The sequence below is a fragment of the Syntrophomonas sp. UBA1041 genome, assembly GCF_002316705.1.
In the GTDB taxonomy this organism is placed as follows: Bacteria; Bacillota; Syntrophomonadia; order Syntrophomonadales; family Syntrophomonadaceae; genus DTU019.
In genome coordinates this window covers 310-24,304 of the sequence record NZ_DCEA01000091.1, presented here as the reverse complement: position 1 = coordinate 24,304, position 23,995 = coordinate 310, and the positions used below count along the sequence as shown (strand labels likewise).

19 protein-coding genes and 1 pseudogene are annotated in these 23,995 nt (G+C 52.0%); all 20 read left to right on the top strand.

The annotated features are described in order from the left end of the window. Positions 1–258: 258 nt before the first annotated feature. On the top strand, positions 259–1,416 hold the full coding sequence (locus B2633_RS13350) for a S41 family peptidase (protein WP_483171209.1): 1,158 nt from the start codon (positions 259–261) through the stop codon (positions 1,414–1,416). A 60-nt stretch (positions 1,417–1,476) separates the two neighbouring features. Beyond that, entirely contained in the window at positions 1,477–2,334 is an 858-nt protein-coding gene (locus tag B2633_RS13345; RefSeq protein WP_481042317.1) for a hypothetical protein, read from the top strand. 98 nt (positions 2,335–2,432) lie between these two features. Beyond that, a complete protein-coding gene (locus B2633_RS13340; RefSeq protein WP_481042319.1) occupies positions 2,433–3,500 on the top strand; it encodes a P-loop NTPase fold protein in 1,068 nt (355 codons plus the stop codon). A 145-nt stretch (positions 3,501–3,645) separates the two neighbouring features. Next, a complete protein-coding gene (gene uvrB, locus B2633_RS13335) occupies positions 3,646–5,643 on the top strand; it encodes an excinuclease ABC subunit UvrB (RefSeq protein WP_481042321.1) in 1,998 nt (665 codons plus the stop codon). 29 nt (positions 5,644–5,672) lie between these two features. Then, complete coding sequence (gene uvrA / locus B2633_RS13330; RefSeq protein ID WP_483171208.1) at positions 5,673–8,549, top strand: excinuclease ABC subunit UvrA; 2,877 nt, start codon at positions 5,673–5,675, stop codon at positions 8,547–8,549. Then, positions 8,524–10,329, top strand: coding sequence for an excinuclease ABC subunit UvrC (uvrC, locus tag B2633_RS13325; RefSeq protein ID WP_481042325.1), 1,806 nt, complete (start codon positions 8,524–8,526; stop codon positions 10,327–10,329). The genes uvrA and uvrC overlap by 26 nt, the downstream gene beginning before the upstream one ends. 102 nt (positions 10,330–10,431) lie before the next feature. Continuing rightward, on the top strand, positions 10,432–10,791 hold the full coding sequence (locus B2633_RS13320; protein ID WP_483171206.1) for a phage holin family protein: 360 nt from the start codon (positions 10,432–10,434) through the stop codon (positions 10,789–10,791). A gap of 41 nt (positions 10,792–10,832) precedes the next feature. Then, positions 10,833–11,714 (top strand): Cof-type HAD-IIB family hydrolase, encoded by an 882-nt coding sequence (locus B2633_RS13315; protein WP_483171204.1) that lies wholly within the window; start codon positions 10,833–10,835, stop codon positions 11,712–11,714. Positions 11,715–11,811: 97 nt separating this feature from the next. Further along, positions 11,812–12,849: a bifunctional phosphoglucose/phosphomannose isomerase gene (locus tag B2633_RS13310; RefSeq protein WP_483171202.1), complete on the top strand. Its 1,038-nt coding sequence runs from the start codon at positions 11,812–11,814 to the stop codon at positions 12,847–12,849. 30 nt (positions 12,850–12,879) lie between these two features. Further along, positions 12,880–13,704 (top strand): PHP domain-containing protein, encoded by an 825-nt coding sequence (locus B2633_RS13305; RefSeq protein ID WP_483171201.1) that lies wholly within the window; start codon positions 12,880–12,882, stop codon positions 13,702–13,704. Beyond that, complete coding sequence (gene rapZ / locus B2633_RS13300; protein ID WP_483171199.1) at positions 13,632–14,519, top strand: RNase adapter RapZ; 888 nt, start codon at positions 13,632–13,634, stop codon at positions 14,517–14,519. The genes B2633_RS13305 and rapZ overlap by 73 nt, the downstream gene beginning before the upstream one ends. Further along, entirely contained in the window at positions 14,520–15,491 is a 972-nt protein-coding gene (locus tag B2633_RS13295; protein WP_481042337.1) for a gluconeogenesis factor YvcK family protein, read from the top strand. A gap of 18 nt (positions 15,492–15,509) precedes the next feature. Then, positions 15,510–16,457, top strand: a complete 948-nt coding sequence (gene whiA / locus B2633_RS13290; RefSeq protein ID WP_481042339.1) for a DNA-binding protein WhiA — start codon at positions 15,510–15,512, stop codon at positions 16,455–16,457. 70 nt (positions 16,458–16,527) lie between these two features. After that, positions 16,528–17,919, top strand: a complete 1,392-nt coding sequence (gene rpoN / locus B2633_RS13285; protein WP_483171197.1) for an RNA polymerase factor sigma-54 — start codon at positions 16,528–16,530, stop codon at positions 17,917–17,919. A 223-nt stretch (positions 17,920–18,142) separates the two neighbouring features. Next, positions 18,143–19,168 carry a sugar-binding transcriptional regulator gene (locus B2633_RS13280; protein WP_481042343.1) on the top strand — a complete coding sequence of 342 codons (1,026 nt, stop codon included), beginning with the start codon at positions 18,143–18,145 and terminating at the stop codon, positions 19,166–19,168. Between the two features lie 16 nt (positions 19,169–19,184). After that, positions 19,185–20,186 carry a type I glyceraldehyde-3-phosphate dehydrogenase gene (gap, locus tag B2633_RS13275; protein ID WP_483171196.1) on the top strand — a complete coding sequence of 334 codons (1,002 nt, stop codon included), beginning with the start codon at positions 19,185–19,187 and terminating at the stop codon, positions 20,184–20,186. Between the two features lie 36 nt (positions 20,187–20,222). Then, positions 20,223–21,410: a phosphoglycerate kinase gene (locus B2633_RS13270; RefSeq protein WP_483171195.1), complete on the top strand. Its 1,188-nt coding sequence runs from the start codon at positions 20,223–20,225 to the stop codon at positions 21,408–21,410. A 25-nt stretch (positions 21,411–21,435) separates the two neighbouring features. Next, complete coding sequence (gene tpiA / locus B2633_RS13265; RefSeq protein WP_483171194.1) at positions 21,436–22,197, top strand: triose-phosphate isomerase; 762 nt, start codon at positions 21,436–21,438, stop codon at positions 22,195–22,197. Then, positions 22,187–23,731, top strand: coding sequence for a 2,3-bisphosphoglycerate-independent phosphoglycerate mutase (gene gpmI / locus B2633_RS13260; protein ID WP_483171192.1), 1,545 nt, complete (start codon positions 22,187–22,189; stop codon positions 23,729–23,731). The genes tpiA and gpmI overlap by 11 nt, the downstream gene beginning before the upstream one ends. A 33-nt stretch (positions 23,732–23,764) precedes the next feature. Next, a pseudogene (gene eno / locus B2633_RS13255) lies at positions 23,765–23,995 on the top strand (phosphopyruvate hydratase); the annotation flags it as partial.

Here is a 23,995-nt window from a genome sequence, read left to right as displayed (position 1 = left end):
AGAATAACATGACATACATTTTGGCCGGTGTTATCTCTCCGGCCAAACTGCAGAATGCGGCGGCTGACATAGACGCCCTGGAACCGAATCCCAGGTGACCCGGGTTGCCTCGAAGCATCTGTAATATTTACTCTGGTAGCCGCTATCCTTACTTTTTATGTGGGCGTGAACACCGAAGCTGTTGATGCCAGCCCATTGAACCGGCAGGATAACATATTTGTATGCCAAGGATAATAGAATATTATTGGTGGTGACGATTTGAACAGAGAAAGAAATAACTGGTTACGGGGAATTAACATTTTTTTTAGCACCGTCGGTGTGGTGGTGGTTGTCTGCACGATTGCCCTCTTAGTGACCAGCAGTGCCGGTCTGAGTACACTATTCAGTGTCATCGGGCTGATCAAAACCGAGTCTTTATACCAGATCAATACTGCGCAGATGCTGGAAGGGGCCGGAGCAGGCATTGTTGAAGCCCTGGACGATCCATATTCCAGGTATCTCGACAGGCAGACCTATCAGGATCTCAAGGTCAAATTAGAAGCTAAATTTGGCGGCATCGGGGTCTATGTGGGGCAGGACAATCAAGGTCGTATCATGATCTATTCTCCCATCAGGGGGACTCCAGCCTATAAGGTAGGGGTCAAACACGGGGACATCATAGTGCGCATCAACGGTGAAAGCACCGTGAAGATGACCTCTGATGAAGCCGCCCAGCTGATGCGCGGCGACCCGGGGACGCAGTTGGAATTGGGGGTTTACCGGGAATCTGAAGGCAAGGAACTCAACTTTACCATAGTGCGTGAAATAATCAATGTGCCTTCGGTTGAGGACAAAATTCTTGACGAAGCCGCTGATATCGGCTACATCAGCTTAAATCAATTCCACGCCCAGTCGGCCAATGAACTGGCTACCAGTGTTGAAAAGCTGATGAGCGGAAACAAGGTGAAGGGCATAATTCTGGATTTGCGGGACAACGGCGGCGGAGATTTCAATGCCGCAATTGACATTGCCGGAATATTTCTGGATGGCAGCACGGTGGTAAGCGCTGCAGACAGCAAAGGCAATCAACAGGTCTACAAAGCCTCACCTGGCAAAGTGAATATTCCCCTGGTGGTCCTGGTGAATCATGACAGCGCCAGCGCCTCGGAAATACTGGCTGCGGCCCTGCAGGATAACCAGCGGGCTGATCTGGTGGGAGTTAAGACTTTCGGCAAAGGCCTGGTGCAAACCGTATTTCCCCTGCATGACGGCGGGGCTTTGAAATTGACCACTCAGAAGTATTATACCCCCAACGGCACAGACATCAATGAAGTCGGCATCACCCCTGATTACGAGGTGCAAAACGATCCCAACAACAGCCAGGATTTGCAACTGAATAAAGCCATAGAAGTGTTAAAGACGAAGCTGGAAAATTAATAAGAATCCTTAAATACTGGCCACCCCGGTTGACTCGTTGCGCCCAAAGGAGTGGACTGCTTGGATTCTGTCTTAAGCATCTGGTTGGAAATGGGGCGGGTATGGTTGCAAGCTATATCCTCGCCTCTTTTTATTTCCCTCTATCTTATTATGTTTTTTGTAATCAGCTGGTCTTATGGGCGAAAATCACCAGGATCCAACCAGCGTGAATTCATAAAGTCGGCGCTATTATCTGTCTTGATCGGCCTTGGTGCAGGATTCTTAGGCAGCGCCCTGCTGGTGGTAGTCGGAATCGATGTGCGCAATTTAAGCATCCTGGCCTTATGGCTGATTTCCCTGGGATTGGCCTTGGTTCATCCCCGCCTGATCTGCTTTTCCTATGCAGGCGGCCTATTGGCCCTGTTTTGCCTTTTGACTTCACGCTCAGTCAGCTGCGTTCCGCAGATAACGGGCCTAATAGCGATTCTCCACCTCATTGAAAGCGGTTTGATCCTGGTCGACGGCAGCACTCAGCCGGGCCGGGTTTGTTTCAAAAAACAGGGCCAGACCGTACAGGGTTTTAAACTGCAGCGGTTTTGGCCCTTGCTGCTGGTTATCAGCTGTACATCCGACAGCAGCATAGGCTATACTATGCCTTCCTGGTGGCCTTTGCTGCAATGCCATCCCCCTGCAGCTCAAGACAGTCTTTTTATCATGCTTCCGGTTCTGGCCATACTCGGTTATGGCGAAACGGTCACCAAAACCACCCCCCGCCTCACTGTGATGCGGTCTGCCCGCAATCTGGCCGTTTATAGCTTGATCCTGCTGGCGCTGTCCTTATCGGCCTCATCATACCCTTTGATGAGCTGGATAGCTGCCATATTTGCCCCGCTTGGCCATGAGATGCTGATCTGGCTGGGCACGCGGGGAGGCTCTTAGCCCTTTTGAAAACCGGCCATCCCGGGTGGCTACTTCATTAACCAATGGTTTACTTTTCGAATATACTATAGAAATCCAGCAGGGAAAGGGGTCTGGAATTGTTATATAAAGGCAAAATCAAGTATGTGCTGTCCAGTACATTTACCGACCAGGGTTATGTCAGCTGCCTGCCTGATTTACTGGCGGGAATAAAACGAGTCTATATCCTCAAGGGCGCTGCGGGAACGGGGAAAGCCACGTTTATTCGGCTGCTGGGGGAGTCTATGTCCTCATTAGGCTATGAGATGGAATACTGGATCTCGGCTGCGGATGCGGTCAACCCTGAAGGGATTTATTTTCCCCAGCTGGATACCGCGGTAGTTAACGGCAGCAGCCCGGTATCCATTGAACCGCATTATCCACATATCAGCGGGGATGTTATTAATCTGGGCGATTACCTGGATACTGCCCTGATTAAGGAACAGGCCCGGCAGATCATAAAGCATATCGATCAATGGGAACTGTCGAACCGGCAGGCCGAAATGCATCTTCAGTCGGCTGCCCTGGCCAAACAGGAGCTGAAGAAATCTGCTGCGGCCCATCTCAACATGCAGCAGCTTTATAGTCTGGTAGAGCAGATATACAGTGAAGCCACCCTACCGCGGCCCGGAGAGAGACATTTTTTTGCCAGTGCCATGACTGCGGAAGGGTACATCGATTATGTCGAAGAAATCAGCTCTGATTGCAAGCAGCGTTTTGTCTTGACGGGTCCGGCTGGCAGCGGCAAATCAACTATCCTGGCTGAAATCGCCAGAAAAGCAAAACAGCAGGGCAATAGCGTGGAATATTATTATTGCGGTTTGGAGGCGGATAGTTTGCTAATGATCATCCTTCCAGCCTTCAGCACTGCTGTAATTGATGGCGGCGGTCTGCAGCTGAATTTAAAACCGTGGGATAAAGTGATCAACACCGAAGCGGTACTGGACGATTTTGAGATCCTCAAGGAAGCGCAGGTGAGCAGCCTGGCCAACCACAATTATGAAGAACTGCTGTCCAAGGCTCAGGAAAAACTGGAAGAGGCTTACCGGGAATTAAAAGCTCTCAAACACCTCTACGCCAGCAAAATGAACTTTCAAGCCCTCAACCAGAGAAGGATGGCCTTGCTGGAGGAATTAATCCAAAGATGAGGCCGTAAATCCCAACCAACCCGTACTTTTTCATAGTAGAGGCGCCTGTCCCGGCGCCTCTATGCCCTCTTTATTATTGGGGCGAACATTTGTTATCATGGATTAGGAAAGGACAGGCGTAACTACTGAACTTAAGAGGTTAATAATGGAATTCAAGCTACATTCAACCTACCATGAGACCGGAGACCAGCCTCAGGCCATACAGGCTCTGGTCGAAGGGCTTAAGGCCCGGTATCCGGAACAGACCCTTTTGGGTGTGACCGGTTCGGGGAAGACCTTTACCATGGCCCGCATTATCGAGGAAGTGCAGCGGCCCGCCTTGATCATGGCTCCCAACAAGACCCTGGCGGGGCAGCTTTATGCCGAGTTCAAGCAGTTCTTTCCGGAAAATGCGGTGGAATACTTTATCAGCTATTACGATTATTACCAGCCTGAGGCCTACGTGCCCCACACTGATACCTATATCGAGAAAGACTCCTCCATAAACGATGAGATCGACAAACTGCGCCACTCTGCCACCGCGGCGGTTCTGGAACGGCGGGACGTCGTAGTTGTGGCCAGCGTATCCTGCATCTATGGCTTGGGGGCTCCGGATGATTACTATCGCATGGCCATATCACTCAGGCCGGGCATGGAGGCGCCGCGCGATACTATAATGCGGCGCCTGGTGGAAAATCATTATGAACGCAATGATTATTCCTTTAACCGCGGCAATTTCCGGGTGAGGGGCGATGTCATCGAGATATTCCCGGCCTCAGCCGGTGAGAGAGCCCTCAGGATAGAATTATTTGGCGATGAAGTCGACCGCATTATCGAGTTCAATCCCATAACCGGTGAGGTTTATGGCCGCAGGCTCCATACCATGATTTTCCCGGCCTCCCATTATGTGACCAGCCGCGAGCGCATGCTGGACACTGCGGAAGATATTAGACTGGAACTGGATGAGCAGGTGACCCGCTTTCAAAATGAAGGCAAACTCCTGGAGGCGCAGCGTATTGAGCAGCGCACCCGCTACGACCTGGAGATGATCAGGGAGATCGGCTACTGCAAGGGGATTGAAAACTATTCCCGCTATATTACGGGTAGAAAGTCAGGTGAACCCCCCTATACATTGATCGATTTCTTTCCCCGGGATTTTATATTGTTTATTGATGAGTCCCATATTTCCGTGCCGCAGATCAGGGGTATGTATGAAGGGGACCGGTCGCGCAAGCAGAATCTGGTGGAGTATGGATTCAGGCTGCCTTCAGCCCTGGATAACCGCCCCTTGAAATTCGCCGAGTTTCAGGCCAAGGTCAATCAAATCGTATATGTCAGTGCCACCCCGGGGGATTATGAAGTTGAGCGCAGCAGGCAGGTGGCGGAACAGATCATACGCCCCACCGGGCTGGTCGACCCGCTTGTGGAAATAAGGCCGACCGGGCACCAGATCGACGACCTGATGGAAAGGATAAGACAGACTGTAGGCCAGGGCTACCGGGTTCTGGTCACTACCCTGACCAAGCGCATGGCTGAAGACCTGTGCGACTACCTGGCAGACGCGGGGATAAGAGTTCGCTATATGCATTCCGACATCCAGGCCCTGGAACGCCTGGAGATACTGCGCGACCTGCGGGCGGGCGAATTCGACGTGCTGGTGGGAATCAACCTGTTGCGGGAAGGGCTGGATCTTCCCGAGGTCGCATTGGTTGCCATACTGGATGCGGACAAGGAAGGCTTTCTGCGTTCGGGGCGTTCGCTGATTCAGACCATTGGCCGGGCGGCCCGCAATGTGGAAGGACAGGTGATAATGTATGCCGACCGCATCACCCCTTCCATGCGGACCGCTATCGATGAGACCAACCGCCGCCGCGAAAAGCAGATAGCATTCAATCAAACCCACGGGATTACCCCGGAAACCATCCAAAAGGAGATCTATGCCTCCATCGAGGCTACCATTGCCGAGGCTCCGGCCCAATATGATGCGGCGCTGTTCTCCCATCTGGGCAAAGAGGAGCGGGTTAGGCTGGCCGGAGAGATGCAGGCCGAAATGATAAAAGCAGCTGAAAGCCTTGAATTCGAGCGGGCTGCCGAGCTCCGCGACATGATCAAGAAGCTCTTGGAGCCCCCGCGCAAGACCAAAAAGCGATCCCGCGGCCGTTAAAGAGGCCGCGATGCTGATAGGAGCATAAAGTGAAAGACTATATCTACGTAAAAGGCGCCCGTGAACATAATTTAAAGAATATCGACATTACAATTCCCCGCGATAAGCTGGTGATTTTCACCGGGGTGTCGGGATCAGGCAAATCCAGCCTGGCATTCGACACCATTTACAGTGAGGGCCAGCGCCGCTATGTGGAATCGCTCTCCACCTACGCCCGCCAATTCCTGGGACAGATGGAGAAGCCTGATGTGGATTCTATAGAGGGGCTTTCTCCATCCATTTCCATCGACCAGAAATCGACCTCCAACAATCCCCGTTCAACGGTGGGGACGGTTACCGAGGTGTACGATTACCTGCGCTTGATGTATGCCCGGGTAGGCAGGCCTCATTGCCCTCATTGCCATCAGCCTATCCAGCGCCAAACCGTGGATCAGATTGTAGACAGCCTCCTGGTCATGACCCCGGGAACCCGTCTCAAGGTCCTGGCGCCGGTGGTCAAGGCCCAGAAAGGCGAGCACAAAAAGCTCTTGCAGGACCTGTTTCGAGACGGCTTTGTCCGGGTTATCGTGGATGGCTATGAATACACCTCGGATGAAGAGATCGTACTGGAAAAAAATAAAAAACACGACATCAGCGCGGTGATCGACCGCCTGGTTGTCAAAGACGGCATACGGAGCCGTTTGGCCCAATCCCTGGAACTGGCCTTCGAACTCAGTGAAGGACTGATCATTATCCGGGTGCTGGGAGAGAATGGCGCCGAAGAGGACCAGCTGTTCAGCCGGGATTTCGCCTGCCCGGACTGCGGATTCAGCCTGAGCGAACTGAGCCCGCGGATGTTTTCCTTTAACAACCCGTTCGGGGCTTGCCCGGAATGCGACGGCCTGGGAGAAAAACGGGTTATTGACCCTGAATTGGTTCTGGATCGGGATAAGAGCATTCAAGAAGGGGCTATCATTCCCTGGTCCAATAATTTTTACACCTACTACAATCAGATTTTGTACGGGATGGCGGAGAAAAATGACATTCCCCTGGATAAACCCCTCAAAGAGCTGAGCGATGATCAGGTGGATGCCATCCTCTACGGGAAGAATGGGGAGCGCATCCGCGTCAATTATGTCAATTCATACGGGGAGAAGAACAGCTTCACTTCCAGTTTTGAAGGCGTGGTGACCAACCTGCGCCGGCGCTACCTGGAGACCAAATCGGATGCTTCGCGGGAGGAGATAGAAAAATATATGACCACCACCCTGTGTCCGCGCTGCCGGGGCAAGCGCCTGCGCGAGGAGATCCTCTGGGTCTTGATAGGGGACAAGTCTATCAATGACGTGACCTCACTTTCCATCCGCGAATGCTATCAGTTTTTCGAAAGCCTGGCATTGAGCCCGCGCGAGCATATTATCGCCCGCCAGGTGATCAAGGAGATACAGGAGCGCTTAAAATTCCTGATCGATGTGGGCCTGGATTATTTGACCATGGACCGCCCGGCCGGCAGCCTGTCCGGCGGAGAAGCACAGCGTATCCGCCTGGCTACACAGGTAGGCTCCAGCCTGGTAGGGGTCTTATATGTCTTGGATGAACCCAGCATCGGGCTGCACCCGCGGGATAACGACCGCCTCCTGGCAACCCTGCGCCGCCTGCGCGATCTGGGCAATACTGTAATCGTGGTGGAGCACGATGAGGATGCCATGCGCCAGGCCGATCATATCGTTGATATCGGCCCGCGCGCCGGCATACACGGCGGGCAGGTTGTGGCCCAGGGCACTCTGGAAGAGATCATGCAGGCGCCCGAATCCCTGACCGGGCAATATCTTTCCGGCCTCCTCGACATTGAAGTGCCCGCTGTGCGGCGCCAGGGCAATAGCCGCCAGATTTTAATTAAAGGGGCCCACAAGCATAATTTAAAGAATATCGATGTGGAGATCCCCCTGGGGATGATGGTGGTGATTACCGGAGTATCCGGGTCGGGCAAAAGCACTCTGGTGGAGGAAATCCTCTACCCCGGACTGACCTGGCGTATCAACCGGCGCTCCGGTCAGAGCAGCCGTCATAACCAGCAGGGTCGCTATCTTGACATAACCGGGGCAGAAGCCATAGATAAAGTAATAAATATCGATCAGGCCCCTATCGGGCGCACCCCGCGGTCCAATCCGGCCACTTATACCGGGGCTTTTAACGGCATCCGCGAACTGTTTGCCCAGACTGCTGAAGCCAGGGTGCGCGGCTATCAGCCGGGGCGGTTCAGTTTCAACGTTCGCGGCGGGCGCTGTGACGCCTGTTCCGGCGACGGTATCATTAAGATCGAGATGCACTTTTTGCCCGACGTATACATCCCCTGCGAGGTTTGCAAGGGCAGGCGCTATAACCGGGAAACCCTGGAGGTGAAATACAAAGGCTATACTATTGCCGATGTTCTGGAAATGACAGTGGATGAGGCGGTGGATTGCTTTGAAAATATCCCCTCGGTATTTCGCAAATTGAAAGTTCTGCAGGATGTGGGCCTGGGATATATTAAACTGGGTCAACCGGCCCCCACCCTGTCCGGCGGGGAGGCGCAGCGGGTCAAGCTGGCTACCGAGCTTTCCAAACGATCTACCGGGCGGACGCTCTATATTCTTGATGAACCCACCACCGGCCTGCATAAAGACGATGTCAGACAGCTTCTGGAGGTCTTGAACCGCCTGGTCGATGCCGGCAACACCGTGGTCGTCATTGAGCACAACCTGGATGTGATCAAATCCGCCGATCATATTATCGACCTGGGACCGGAGGGCGGCGAAAAGGGCGGGCATATTATCGTGGCCGGGCGCCCTGAGGCAGTAGCGGATTGTCCGGCTTCACACACCGGGAAATACCTTAAACCTTTGTTAGGAGTTGCCCAAGGTGGAAAAGCTAAAAGAACGTCTTAAAGACATACCCTGTAAACCAGGGGTTTACTTGTTCAAGCACGGTGACGGCCGGGTTATATACGTGGGCAAGGCGAAAATCCTCAGAAATCGACTGCGCTCCTATTTTCAGCCCCCTCATCGCCTGGACCCCAAAGTGAGAGCGATGGTCAGCCGGGTGGCCGATTTTGACTATATTGTTACCGGCAGTGAAGTTGAAGCCCTGATTCTGGAGAACAACCTGATAAAATCTTATCATCCCCGCTATAACATTTTTATGCGCGATGATAAGACCTACCCGTATCTGAAGATCACCACCGCCGAACCATATCCGCGGGTATGCATCACCAGGGAGAAAAAGGACGGGGTTTCGCGCTACTTTGGCCCCTACACCGATGCGGCCGCTTTAAAAGAGACCGTCAAGCTGCTTACCGGGATCTTTCCTTTGCGCACCTGCAAAACCTTGAAAAAGCAGCCCCGTCCCTGCTTGAACCGGGATCTGGAGAAATGCCTGGCCCCGTGCAGCAGTGGGGTAACAGTTGAGGAATACCAGCAATGTGTGGCTGGGCTGATCCGCTTTATGGAGGGCCATCATGCCGAGGTGATCCAGCAAAAAGAGCGGGAGATGCAGGCCGCCGCCGCCGCCCTGGAATTCGAAAAAGCGGCCCGCCTGCGGGATCAGATTCAGAGCATTCACAGCCTGGACGCCAGGCAAAAAGTCAGTTTTGACAAGCCCTACCACCTGGATGTGGTGGTGACTGTAGTAGACGAAAAGCCATATTTGGGCCTGGTTTTCAAAATCCGCTCCGGCCGCATTGTGGGCAAAGACACCTACTGGCTGCACCCGGCTATGGATGAACCGGGAGAAGAGCTGAGCAGCTTTTTCCTGCGCCAGTATTATAGCGAAAACCACGATATTCCCGATGAAATCGTGATGAATATGGTTCCCGCCGACTTGATTCTGCTGCAGGACTGGTTTAAGGAATTGACCGGCAGGAAGACCAGCCTGCACCGGCCGCAGCGCGGGGAAAAGAAAGCCCTTTTGGACATGGTCCAGGAGAATGCCCGGTTATTGAGAGAAGAAAAACAACAGGCTGAAGAGCACTATCAAGGCGCTTTACAGCAGTTGAGCCGGGATCTGGAATTGGAGGTTGTCCCTCAGCGCATCGAAGGCTACGACGTATCCCACTTAGGCGGGGAGGAAACCGTGGCATCAATGGTGGTGTTCACCGCCGGCAGGCCAGATAAAAAGAACTACCGCCGCTTTAAGATTAAGATGGCGCAAAACAATGACTATGCCTCACTGGCTGAGGCTTTAAAGCGCCGCTTTACTGAAGCCGGACAGGGCAACCCGGCTTTTTTGCCTGAGCCCGATTTAATCATGATTGACGGCGGTCTGGGACAGCTGCACGCTGCACAGGAGATCCTCAAAAACCTCGAAATCGACGTTCCGGCAGTAGCCCTGGCCAAGCGGGAAGAGACCATTTTCCGCTCTGATGGAAGGCCCTTGAAGCTGCCCCGCCGCAATCAGGGACTCATGACTCTGCAGCGCTTGCGGGATGAGGCCCACCGCTTCGCAATTGAGTATAATCGCCTGCGCCGCGGTAAAAAATTAACTAAATCCATTCTGGATGATATAAAAGGTATCGGTGCGCGGCGCAAAAAGCTGCTCCTGGAATCTTTCGGTTCAGTGGCCGCCCTGAGCAGGGCCTCACAGGAGGAAATCGCCTCGGTCAAGGGTATCGGCAGGAGTGCCGCCCAGGCCGTATACCGGGTCCTGCACCCTCAGGATGAAGGTTCTTAATATTCTACAAATAGTATTAGTAAAAAACAAAAAAATCCCATATTATTAAAAGAAAGACTAACAGCGCAAATAGCGGCGTTTAACATGAAGGGGGCTAAGGATATGATTCAGGGATGGGTCCTGAGGTGGGCTATCAACATACTGGCCATCGTACTGACGGCCGAACTTTTGCCCGGTTTTCAGCTGACTTTGTGGGCAGCGATTGTAGGCTCGTTATTCCTGGGGGTTATTAACGCTTTTATTCGACCTTTGCTTTTGCTGGTAACCCTGCCTTTTAATATTCTTACCCTGGGCCTATTCACCCTCGTGATCAATGGGTTTATGTTGTGGATCACAGCGGTTACCATACGCGGCTTTGAAATTGACGGGTTTGGCTGGGCCGTACTGAGTGCCCTCGTCTTGAGCTTGATCAGTGCGGCCGGGAGCTATTTTGTTGAAGACCGCATGTTTCGTTTTAAATAAGCTGGCGGGAGAATTGAATTTTTAAACTAACCGGGCCGGCCGTGCTCGGTTTATTATTTGTCTTGAGCCAGTTTGAGGAAGGAGATACCATGGGCATACGATTAGTGGCAATTGATCTGGACGACACCTTGCTGGATTCGGGATTGCGCATCTCGCCGCGGTGTGTCAGTGATATCGAAAATATTCGCCAACAGGGTATACTGGTCACTCTGGCTACCGGGCGCATGTACCGTTCGGCCTTGCCGTTTGCCCTGAAACTGGGCATGAATATCCCCTTAATCACCTACCAGGGGGCCCTGGTAAAAGACACCTATTCTCAGGAAGTGCTGTATTTCAGGCCGGTGGGCGAGTTGGCCCCGACAGTCATGGAATTCCTCAGGGAGCAAGGGGTTTACTTTCACACCTATTTCGACGACCAGCTGTGTGTGGAGAGCGACAGCCCTGAGGCCATCGCTTATTCACAGCTGGCCGGAGTGGAATTAACCTTTATGCCTGATCTGATTAAAGCCAGCCGCAGCTTACCGGCTTTTAAGATTATGGCCATCTCAAACCAAACCAGTAGTCTCGACCCTATAGAAGCTGATCTGAGAGAGCGCTTTGGCCAGGAACTATTCATTACCCGATCCAAGCTGCATTATCTGGAAATTATGCACCGCGATGCCAACAAAGCCAGAGCCCTGCAGCTGGTAGCCGAACACTATGGCATAAAACAGGCCGATGTTCTGGCTATCGGAGACAGCTATAACGATGTGGGCATGCTGGCCTGGGCGGGCACCGGGATAGCGGTCGGCAATGCGCCGCCACTGGTTAAAGAAGCTGCTGATCATGTGACAGCTTCAAATGATGAGGATGGTGTGGCAGAGGCCCTTGAAAAATGGGTTTTACACACCGAGCCCGGCCCCGCTGCACAGCGACAGGCATAGTGGAAAGCTGACTCGGGGAAGATAAAAAGGAAACTTTCAGCTTGAGAAATGCTCATCCTATTAAAGGATTATCTGTTTATAAAGGAGAGGTTATTATATGTCAGAAAGCGCTATCCAGGAGCCAATGAAAAGCTATCTCTATGGTTTGCCCGAACAGTTCGACCGGTGTCTGGAAATGTCGTATCAGGAGGTAGAACGCTATCAAAAACCCTACCATAACGTGATGGTATCCGGTCTGGGCGGGTCCGCCATAGGCGGCGATATTTTAAGAACCTATGCCTTCCAGCAAGCTGCCATTCCGGTTTTTGTTAACCGCGGCTATGACCTGCCCCGGTTTGTCAACCAAAACACCCTTTTTGTAGCGGTCAGTTATTCCGGCAACACCGAAGAAACCCTGGCGGCTTACGAAGAGGCCAAAAACTGCGGGGCGCAGATCCTGGCCATTACCAGCGGCGGCAAACTGGCTCAGAATGCCCGGGATGACGGCAATACCGTGGTTGCCATCCCCGGCGGCTTATCTCCCCGGGCTGCGACTGGTTATCTGCTGGCTCCCCTGCTATTATCCCTGCAAAGCGCCGGTATATTAAAAAACGTGGAGGCGGACATAAAAGAAACCGCCGCTGTTTTGCACAGCCTGAGGGATCTGTTGCAGCCCGCTTCTCGAGAGCGGAATATAGCGCAAAGCATAGCTGGCCTGATTAAAGATGCTGTGCCTGTGGTGTGGGGAAGTGCCAACTGCACGGAACCGGCTGCCCTGCGCTGGAAAGCTCAAATCAATGAAAACGCTAAATGCCCCGCTTATTACAATGTCTTTCCGGAACTCAATCACAATGAAATTGTAGGTTTTGAAGCCCCCGCAGAGCTGCTGGCGAAAATAGCGGTTATTATTCTCAGAGACAGCCGCGATCACCGGCGGGTGCAGCAGCGTATGGATATAACCCGTAATCTGATTGAAGATAAAGTAAAAAAGGTTATTGAGGTCGAAAGCGCCGGGGAATCCCTCTTAGCCCGTATATATTCCCTGATCTATATAGGCGACTATGTGAGTTATTATCTGGCCTTAGAGTATGGCATCGACCCCACCCCGGTCAAAGTGATCGATTACCTTAAGCAAGAACTGGCCCATTTAGAATAGACTGCAAAGCACAGGAAAACAGGTGATCAAATGCGCTTTTTCGGTGATTATCATACTCACACCCGTTTAAGCGATGGACGGCAGACCATGCGGGATATAGTTGCGGCGGCTTATGAGCAAGGCCTGCAAGAGGTGGCTATCACCGACCACGGGCCTATGGCGGCCGTGATCGGTGTCAAAGATGCCTGGGCCTGCCTGTACAACAAAAGGCAGGCTGCCGAACTGCAAAAACGATACCCCGATATACGCATACTTATCGGCGCTGAAGCCAATATCCGGGACCTAAACGGTACTCTGGACATTCCTGATGAAATCATTGGCGAACTGGATCTATTAATAGCCGGTATCCATCCCTATACCATGCCCACCTCGGTCCATGACGGCATGGCCCTGTGGGTGCAAAATTCACTGCGCCACTTGGGCAGAAAGCAGTCTCGCAAAGCCCTGGTTGCCAATACCGACGCGTTAATTGCCGCAGTGGAGAACAACCCTCAGCTGGATATCCTTTCTCATCCGGGGCTGTTCTTTTCTATTGATGTTAAGGCAGTAGCCGAGGCCTGCAGCCAAAATGAGGTCTTATTTGAAATAAATTGCGGCCATAACCACCCCCCTATTTCTGATATAATAGAAGCGGAGCAAACCGGAGTTCGCTTTATTGTCAACAGTGACGCTCATTTCCCGGAAACAGTGGGGGATTTAGCTTACGGCAGCAGCCTGGTTGAAACTCTGGGGCTTGATGCCCAGCGCGTTGTGAACCATGCTGCCGGGGGAGGGATTGCCGCATGGGGGAAAAAAGGGAGAATCTACACATACTCATCATTACCGGATTATCAGGAGCCGGCAAGACCCAGGTGATTAACTGCCTGGAAGATATGGAATACTACTGCGTTGACAATCTTCCTCCGGTTTTATTGACCAAATTTGTTGAATTGAGCCTTCAGTCTGAAGGCAAAATCGACAAAGTAGCCCTGGTCATAGACGCCCGCGGGGGAGAGTTTTTCTCCGACCTGGCCCGCTCTCTGGATGATCTCAAGCAAGACCAGATTCCCTATGAAATTCTTTTCCTGGAGGCCTCTGATGAGGTCTTAATCCGCCGCTTCAAAGAATCCCGGCGCCGCCATCCCCTCTCCAACACCTGGCGTTTGCAGGAAGCCATTCAAGTAGAAAAGAACATGCTGGAAGAATTGCGCGGATCGGCCAACGTGGTTATCGATACCTCGACACTGGCGCCCCGGGAATTGAAAGATAAACTGACCAGCCTCTATGCTCATCGCCAGATGCATGGCTTTACGGTCAATGTAGTCTCCTTTGGATATAAACTGGGAATACCTATCGATTCGGACATAGTCATCGATGTTCGCTTTATCCCCAATCCCTTTTACAATCCGGTCATGCGAAGCATGACCGGTGAAGACCGGGAGGTTATCGATTACGTGATGGATTCCACCATCACCAAATCGTTCGTGCGGCGCTTCGTGAATCTCATGAAATTCTTGATTCCGCATTATATAAACGAAGGCAAAACTAATCTGGCTTTATCTATCGGCTGCACCGGAGGACAGCACCGTTCGGTAGTTCTGGCCGCTTACATCGGCGAGCAGCTCAAGGAAATGGGATATAACGTAATTATCAGACATAGAGATGTTGCAAAGTACAAATTGGAGGAGTAAATGAATCGGATCAAGTCTGAACCTCGAATTGTTGTCATCGGCGGCGGTACAGGTTTGTCAGTTATGCTCAAAGGGTTAAAGAAATATACCTCGCACTTGACTGCAGTGGTTACCGTAACCGATGACGGAGGCAGTTCCGGCCGGCTGCGATCTGAGTTGGGGGTTTTGCCGCCGGGGGATATACGCAACTGCCTGGTTGCCCTGGCGGAAACAGAAACCTTGATGGACAAGGTGTTCCAACATCGCTTTAATGCCGGGGATGGACTACAGGGACACAATCTGGGCAATCTGTTACTGGTAGCCTTGACTGAAATCGCCGGCGATTTTGTGTCAGCTATCCGAGAAGTAAGCCAGGTCTTGAAGGTTCGAGGCCAGGTTCTGCCAGCCACCCTGGAATACGTAACCCTGGCGGCCAAAATGATAGACGGCACCACTGTAAGTGGCGAGACCTCGATACGTCATCATGATCAAAAAATAGAAAAAGTCTATCTGATACCGGAAAAATGCATGCCAGCTCCGGAAACCCTGGAAGCCATCCGGGAGGCCGACGCCATAATCCTGGGACCGGGCAGTCTGTATACCAGCATCATCCCTAATCTCCTGGTACACGGGGTGGTTCCTGCTATTGAAGAATCCCGTGCCGTTACCTGTTATGTGAGCAACATTATGACTGAAAAAGGGGAAACTGATGATTACAGCGCCGCCGACCATCTGCGGGTGATTCTGGAACATTTGGGCAAACAGATCATCGATTATGTGATCGTTAATTCAGGTTCAATTGATGAAGACCGCCTGGAGCGCTACAGGGAAGAAAACGCCGTGCCGGTAAAGACTACCAGCGGGGAGATCATGGCCATGGGCGTAAGGCTGATTGAGGAGAATCTGGTCTCCGACACCGAGGTAGCCTGGCATGAGCCCGACAAACTGGCTCAGGTTATTATTAATATCATAGAGAATAATGCCGAGTCATAGTTGGCGAGGAATTAATGGATGAGTTTTTCAAATCAGGTAAAAGAGGAACTGGCCCGGGAGATTTCCGATAAGGCTTGCTGCCGCCGGGCCGAACTGGCCGCCTTGGTTCATGTCAATGGGCGGATCATAAAAACAGATGCCGAGCGGCTGAAATTGGTGGTGCAAGCTGAGCAAGCCGGAACCGCGCGTAAAATATACACCCTTATCAAGTCGCTATACGGCTTGCAGACCACCGTTCAGGCAGAACCCCGGCGCCGCTTTAAAAAGACCCGCATCTATGAAGTACATGCTATTATTAGTAATAGGGATGCGGACCTCTGGCAGAGGCTGCAGGACCTGAACGCCGCCAGCAAAAAAGGGAGACGCCTTGGCGCGGATCTCATCCGCAGGAATTGCTGCAAGCGCAGTTATCTGCGCGGGATATTTTTAAGCCGGGGTTTTATAAATCGTCCTGAAGGAGAATACCATTTAGAAATAATACTTCAGGAGTTGTCGCTGGTCAAAGAGATCCAGCGCTTATTATCAAAATTTAACTTATCCAGCAGGATGGTCGAACGCAAGCTAAACCTGGTATTATATATAAAAGAGGGAGAACAGATAGTAGATTTTCTCCGGGTGGTTGGTGCGCATAAAGCCCTGCTCGATTTCGAGAATGTGCGTATTCTCAAGTCTATGCGCAACAGTATAAACCGTCAGGTGAATTGTGAAACCGCTAACCTTGCCAAAATTGTGGATGCCTCAGTACGCCAAATACAATTAATAAATAGACTGGTTGAACTGAAAGGATGGGAATTCCTCCCGGCCCATTTGCGCGACCTGGCCAGGGTGCGAATCGAATATCCTGACAAATCCCTTAAAGAATTAGGAGACCTCTTGGACCCGCCCTTAAGTAAATCCGGGGTTGCTTACCGGATGCGCAAATTGGAGCAGTTGGCTGAAGATATCATCGAGATCTCCTTGAGATAGAAAAAGATAGATAAATAAAGATAGAGATATAGGAAGAGAAAGACCTGCCTGATATGAGAGGAAAGTTAGTATGCGCCTTACACATGACGTGATACTGGCCCAGCAACAGAAGCTGCTGATGACACCTGAACTTCGCCAGGCCATCGCTATTCTGCAGATGTCCTCACTTGAGCTGTCCGAATATATCCGCAATGAATTAGCGGAAAATCCCCTTCTGGAAGAAAAGCCTGATGTGGAAGAACCCGCGGATGCTCAAGACGAATCCGAACCTGAGACCAACGATGACATCAGTGAATGGCTGGATGTATTCGGCGACAGTGACCGTGATACCTACGATGCGGGGGTAAACTACCAGGGCGAAGAGAAATCCCTGGAAAACTACCTGGCGCAAAAGCCCAGCTTATATGAGCATCTGGAGTTCCAGCTGCATCTTTTCAGCACCACCCCCGAAGAGCAAGAAATCGGCCAGTACTTGATCGGCAGCATAGACCAGAATGGCTATTTAACCGCCAAACTTGACGATGTAGCCCGACAGCTGAATGTTGATCTGGAAGAGGTTGAAAAGGCTCTGGAATTGATACAGTCATTCAATCCTCCCGGCCTGGGCGCCCGCGACCTCCCGGAGTGCCTGATTCTTCAATTGCGGCAATATGACAAGGACTCGGAAATCGCCCGCAATATCATAAATAACCACCTCACCGACCTGGCCCGGGGCAGATTGAACCACATCGCCCAGAAGGTTGGGGCTCCAGTACGGAAAGTCCAGGAAATCTGCGATTTAATCAGGACCCTTGACCCCAAACCCGGGCTGCAGTTCAGCGGCGATGAAATAAAATATGTTACTCCTGATGTGATTGTGGAAAAGATCGAGGGGGAATATGTGGTAATAATCAATGATTTCAACTTCCCCCGCTTGATCGTCAACAATATGTATGAAAGCATGCTTAAGCAGGCCGACGCGCAGTCTCAGGAAGCCCGCAAATATCTGGAGGAAAAGATTGGATCAGCCATATGGCTGATTCGCAGCATTGAACAGCGGCGCATGACCTTATACCGGGTTTCACGATGCATCGTCGACCTGCAGACCGAATTTCTGGATAAAGGGGTTAAGTATTTAAAGCCCATGACGCTTCGCCAGGTGGCGGAGATGATCAATGTACATGAATCCACCGTGAGTCGGGCTACCACCAATAAATACATGCAGACTCCGCAGGGCTTATTTGAACTCAAGTATTTTTTCAGCACCGGTGTGGAATGCAGCGGTGAGGACAAAGTTTCTTCCAAGAGCATCAAACATATGCTGCAGGACATTGTCGCCCGGGAAGACCCGCAGCACCCCATAAGCGATGAGGCCATTTCCCAGCAATTACAGGAAAAGGGCATTCGTATATCACGCCGTACTGTGGCTAAATACCGCCAGGAACTCAACATCCCTTCCACTTCGGCCCGCCGCCGCTATTAGGGCTGCCATACAGACCTGGCACCCTTTAAAAATTGACTACATATGTTATAAATAGATACCCGGGGCATAGTTGTTAAGCTTTTATCACACAATCTTGCATTATTTTTCCATGAATATGTTATACTATTGATAGTTTGAGGCGTTACTATATTCATGTTGGGGCAAAAATGTCCCTGAGGGCTATAATTATCCCGATTACAGATAGCCCTTAACGGGAGAGAGCATGGAAAGAGTATTTACCATAATGGAGCGATTTGCTCCTGATGCCATGGACTGCATCACTAACCGCTACAAAATGCTGAAGCAGATTATGCACCAGCAACCCGTGGGAAGACGACAATTATGCAAAGTGCTGGGTTTAACTGAACGCATGGTGCGTGCCGAGATTGAGAACCTCAAATCCACTGGCCTGATCCACGCCACAACTGCCGGAATTTGCCTCAGCCCAGCCGGCGAGCACATTATGAACGAAGTCGATATTTTCGTTCCCTTCCTTTTCAATATTCAAAGTCTTGCCGAACAGATCAAGAATCGGTTCAACCTGCGGGAAGTCATACTGGTACCCGGTGATTCACAAAGTGATGAGATGATTAAAAGGGACCTGGGGCGGGTTGCCGCTGCCTATATGAAAAAGTCGTTGTTTCCCGGCTGCACTCTGGCCGTTACCGGGGGAAGCACCTTGGCCGAGGTAGCCGATGTTATCACCGACGGCATAGGCTTTTCTAATCTGATGGTGGTTCCGGCCCGGGGAGGTTTGGGGGAAGAAGTAGAACAGCAGGCCGGAACCATAGCAGCTCGGATTGCCAAAATTATTGGCGCCCAGTACAGGATGCTGCATATCCCCGACAAACTACAAGAGGAGACCGCCCAGGCCTTAAAACAAGACCCCTACATAAAAGAAATAACCGATCTTATTAAATCTAGCGACATTCTTTTTCACGGCATCGGTTTCGCTATGGAAATGGCCAATCGCAGAGGTCTAACCGCTGCGGAAATTGCGCTTCTCCAGGCAAAGGGCGCGGTGGGAGAAGCCTTTAGATATTATTTTGATGAACAGGGCAATATAGTATATGAGGTTCCCGGAATTGGATTGGAATTGCATGATCTGGCCCATATTCAAACCGTGGTTGCAGTAGCAGGCGGCAGCAATAAGGCGCCGGCTATTAAAGCGGTGCTGAACGGGGGCCGGCAAACCGTTCTGATTACCGACGAAGGAGCGGCACAGGCGATAGTGGGCTTACAAGATTAAGAAAGGTGGTTGAAGCATGACGGTTAAAATAGGGATTAACGGCTTTGGCAGAATCGGCCGGCTGGTTGCTCGTATTGTTGTAGACCGGCCTGGTTTTGAGTTGGTGGCGGTAAACGACCTGGGAGACATCAAGGCCGGTGCTCATCTATTTAAGTATGATACTCTGCATGGCGAATTTAAGGGGAATGTATCAGTCGAATCTGACAACCTCATCATAAATGGGCAGAAGATCCGCTACATGACTGAGAAGGATCCTGCCCAACTGCCCTGGGCCGACCTGGGAGTGGATATTGTTATAGAAGGTACCGGCGCTTTCAGAAGCCGCAGCAAAGCCGGCAAGCACCTGCAGGCCGGGGCTAAAAAAGTTGTTATTACGGCGCCCGGGGATGGCGTCGATCTGACCATGGTAATGGGAGTAAACGAGGATAAATATCAACCCTCCTTTCAACTTCTCAGCAATGCCTCCTGCACCACCAACTGCCTGGCCCCGGTGGCCAAAGTGCTCCTGGACGAGTTTGGAATCATTAAGGGACTGATGACCACGGTACATGCTTATACCAATGACCAGCGCATCCTGGATCTGGCCCACAATGACCTGCGCCGGGCCCGCGCTGCAGGGCAGTCCATGATACCCACCACCACCGGAGCGGCCAGCGCATTAGGCCTGGTCATTCCCGAACTGGATGGCAAATTGGATGGCCTGGCAATAAGGGTGCCAACCCCGGTAGTCTCGCTGTTAGACCTTACGGTGGAATTGGAGAAACCGGCCAGTAAACAAGATATAAATCAGGCCTTTTTGCGGGCCAGTCAGGGACGCATGCAGGGTATATTAAAATACACCGAGGTACCCCTGGTATCCGCAGATTATCGCGGGGACAGCCATTCTGCCATTGTGGATGGGCTGTTGACCATGACCATGGGTGACAGAACCGCCAAAGTGGTGGCCTGGTATGACAATGAATGGGCTTATTCGATGCGATGTGTCGACATGGCCCAATATATAGCCGGCAAAGGCTAATCGTCTCTTTAAGACATACTATTTGGAGGTGCATCAATGCGTAGTGTTAGGGATGCTGAGGTTAAGGGAAAACGCGTCTTAATGCGCGTGGATTTTAACGTACCCACCGACAAAGACAATCATATTATTGACGATACCAAAATACGCGAGGCCTTGCCCACCATCAACTATATCGTCGAACAGGGTGGATGCCTGATCCTGATGAGCCACTTGGGGCGCCCCAAAGGTAAGCCGGAAGAAAAATACAGCCTGAAAAAGGTGGCGGACCGCCTCAGTCATCTTATCCACAGGCCGGTGGTCATGGCCCCTGCGGCCATTGGACCGCAAGTGATCTCCATTGTTGAAAAGATGCAGCCGGGCGATGTGGTGTTATTGGAAAACGTGCGCTTTTATCCCGGGGAGGAAAAAAATGATGCGGATTTTTCCAAGGCCCTGGCGTCTCTAGGAGACTTATACGTAAATGATGCCTTTGGCAGCGCCCACCGCGCGCATTCATCCACTACCGGAGTGGCCCATTATCTTCCCGCTTATGCAGGTCTCTTGATGGAGAAGGAAGTGGGGATGCTCAAGCAGGTCCTGGAAGAGGGGCAGCAGCCCCGCATGGCCATTATGGGCGGGGCGAAGATTGCCGATAAACTCGGCTTGATCGACAATCTTATCGACAAAATGGACGTAATAGTGATCGGCGGAGGTATGGCCAACACTTTTCTAAAAGCACAGGGGATAGAGGTAGGCAAATCGCTGGCTGAGGACGATCTGCTGGATGAAGCCCGCCGCCTTTTGATTAAGGCGGAAAAACAAGGGATGGCTTTGATGCTGCCCGTGGATGTGGTGATCGCGGCAGAGATTTCGGCAGATGCCGTCGTCAAGACCGTGGATATAGAGGCTATCCCGGCGGATATGATGATACTGGATATTGGGCCCAAAACCGTCACCAGCTTTAAAAAGGCTATTCTCGAAGCACGGACCATCATATGGAACGGTCCCCTGGGGGTTTATGAATATGAGCCGTTTTCCCACGGTACTCGCGAAGTAGCGCGGGCGGTAGCCGGTTCATCTGCTCTGAGTGTAATCGGGGGCGGAGACTCAGCCGCTGCTGTGCATGACCTGGGGGTGGAAAAGGGCATCACACATATCTCCACCGGAGGTGGGGCCAGCCTGGAATTCCTGGAAGGCAGAGAACTTCCAGGGGTGGCTGTCTGTGAGGCCAAAGCCACCGCATAAGCCGGCAGTGAGGGAGTTGAACCGGATGAGAAGACTGTTGATCGCAGGCAATTGGAAAATGAATAAGTTACAGGCTGAGGCCCGGGAATTCGCGGCCCAATTCCTACCCAGAGTCAGCGGGGTAGAGAAAGTCGAGATGCTCATATGCCCCCCCTTCACCTGTCTTAGCGCTATGCAATCGTCCCTGGCGGGGTCCAGGGTTGTTCTTGGCGCCCAGAATATGTACGGGGAAGCCCAGGGGGCTTTTACCGGAGAAGTCTCTCCCGCCATGCTCGTCGATACCGGATGCCGGTATGTAATTATCGGCCATTCGGAGCGGCGTCAGATTCTGGGGGAGAATAATTTCGTCATCCATAAAAAACTGGCAGCAGCCCTGGAAAACGGACTAAGGCCGATATTGTGCGTAGGCGAGACCCTGCAAGAGCGTGAAAACCAGCTGGCCATGCAGGTGGTGCAGGAGCAATTGCAGCAGGCCTTGACGGGTTTGAATTTCCCGGCGGAACAACTGGTGGTCGCTTATGAACCGGTTTGGGCAATCGGTACCGGCATCAACGCCAGCTGCAACGACGCCCAGGAGATGTGCCTGTTTGTTCGCAAAGGCCTGGAGTCTTTATTCAATAGGGAAACGGCTGATGGAATAAGAATACTGTATGGCGGGAGTGTTAAAGCCGACAATATTGCCAAGTTCCTGGAACAGCCGGATATTGACGGCGCCCTGATAGGAGGCGCCAGTTTGGAAGCGGCTTCGCTGGCTGCTATCGTTGGAGTAGGTGAAAATGTCAAATAAACCGATGTTATTGATGGTTCTTGATGGCTGGGGAACGGGATCTCATTGTGACGGCAATGCCATTACCAACGCCAATCCCCGGAATTTTTACAGGTTTCGTGAAGAGTATGCTGCGACAGAATTAAAATGCAGCGGCAAAGATGTGGGCCTGCCTGCCGGCCAAATGGGAAATTCCGAGGTAGGGCACCTCAATATGGGGGCGGGGCGTATCGTGTATCAGGAGATTTCCCGCATCAGCAACGCCATAGAGGACGGCTCCTTTTTTGAAAACCCGGTTTTGCGCGCCGCTGTACAATCTGCCCGCGATAAACAGGCTGCGGTGCATCTGATGGGTCTGCTGTCTGATGGCGGGGTGCACAGCCATATGGAACATATTCTGGCCCTGTTGGACCTGTGCCGGAGGGAGGAGGCCGAGAGGGTTTATGTCCATGCTTTCCTGGATGGCCGCGATGTGGGTCCCAAAACCGCGCCGCAGTATTTGCAGCAGCTGGATGAGTACATGAAATCTATCGGTCTGGGCCGGTTTGCCACCATCAGCGGCCGCTTTTATGCCATGGACCGGGACAACCGCTGGGACAGGGTGGAGAAAGCCTACTCTGCCCTGGTGTGTGGAGAAGGCAACCCGGCTCCCAATTGGGCGGCAGCCATGGAAAGCAGCTATGAAGCCCGCATTACCGATGAATTTGTTGAGCCGGTGGTGATTGTCGACAGCCAGGGGGAACCAATCGCCACCGTGAATGATAATGACAGCATAATATTCTTCAACTTTCGGGCTGACCGGGCCCGGGAGATAACCAGGGCTTTTGTTGATGAGGACTTTAGCCATTTCGAGCGCCAGCGCCGGCTCCGGGTCAACTATATAATGATGACCCAGTATGATGCCACTATCAATGCTCCGATAGCTTTCGAGCCCCAGAATCTGAAACAGACCCTGGGAGAAGTACTGGCCCAGAACGGCCTGCGCCAGCTGCGTATTGCGGAAACTGAAAAATATGCCCATGTGACCTTCTTTTTCAACGGCGGGGTGGAAAAACCCAATGTTAATGAGGATCGTATTCTGGTGCCTTCGCCCACGGTTAAGACCTATAACATGAAACCGGAAATGAGCGCCGTGGAGGTTACCGACAGGGTTGTAGCCGCAATTGACCAGGATTGCTATGACGTCATTATCATGAATTATGCCAATCCTGACATGGTCGGCCATACCGGCATCCTGGATGCGGCCATTGAGGCCGTTCGTGTGGTTGATCAGTGTTTGGCCCGGGTAACGGAGAGGGTTTTGGCCCACGACGGAGTGGTCTTAATGACTGCCGACCACGGCAACTGTGAGACTATGCAGTGCCCTATTACCGGGGGGCCTTTTACAGCCCACACCAATAATAAAGTGCCTTTTATCCTTATATCAGACCGGCTTAAAGAAGCCCGCTTGCGGGATGATGGAGCATTATGCGACATCGCCCCGACCATGCTGGAGCTCCTGAATATTGACATACCCCGGGAAATGACCGGGAGATCTCTAATTTTGCATGATTGATTTGAATACATTAGTTCTGGAGGTAGACTGAATATGAGCACAATTATTGACGTTTTTGCGCGGGAAGTATTGGATTCAAGAGGTAATCCCACCGTGGAAGTGGAGGTCATCCTGGAAGATGGAACCATGGGCAGGGCTATAGTACCTTCCGGGGCTTCAACCGGGGCTCACGAGGCTGTCGAGCTGCGTGACGGAGACAAGCAGCGCTACCTGGGCAAAGGGGTTCTCAAAGCGGTCGACAATGTGAATGACATCATCGCCACC